Source organism: Bacillus sp. SIMBA_005 (genome assembly GCF_046535585.1).
Classification (GTDB): Bacteria; Bacillota; Bacilli; order Bacillales; family Bacillaceae; genus Bacillus; species Bacillus pumilus.
Window position 1 is genome coordinate 1 of sequence record NZ_JAWRWI010000855.1, and the last position, 250, is coordinate 250.

1 pseudogene is annotated in these 250 nt (G+C 45.6%); it reads right to left on the bottom strand.

The window, feature by feature from the left end:
* Positions 1-250 (bottom strand): annotated as a pseudogene (locus SB660_RS22495) (type I glyceraldehyde-3-phosphate dehydrogenase); the annotation flags it as partial.

Below are 250 nucleotides of genomic sequence, written 5' to 3' on the forward strand. Positions count from 1 at the left end.
GGCGCAAGACAGTTTGTCGTGCAGGATGCATTTGAAATAATGACATGTTCATCGGGATTGAACTGCTCTTCATTTACTCCCATGACAATGGTAACGTCTTCATTTTTGCCCGGAGCCGTTAAAATGACTTTTTTCGCCCCTGCTTCAATATGGCTCATCGCTTTTTCTTTTGAATTAAATTTCCCCGTTGCCTCTACGACGATGTCTATTCCGCATTCTTTCCACGGAAGCTCTCTCGGGTCCCGGCGAT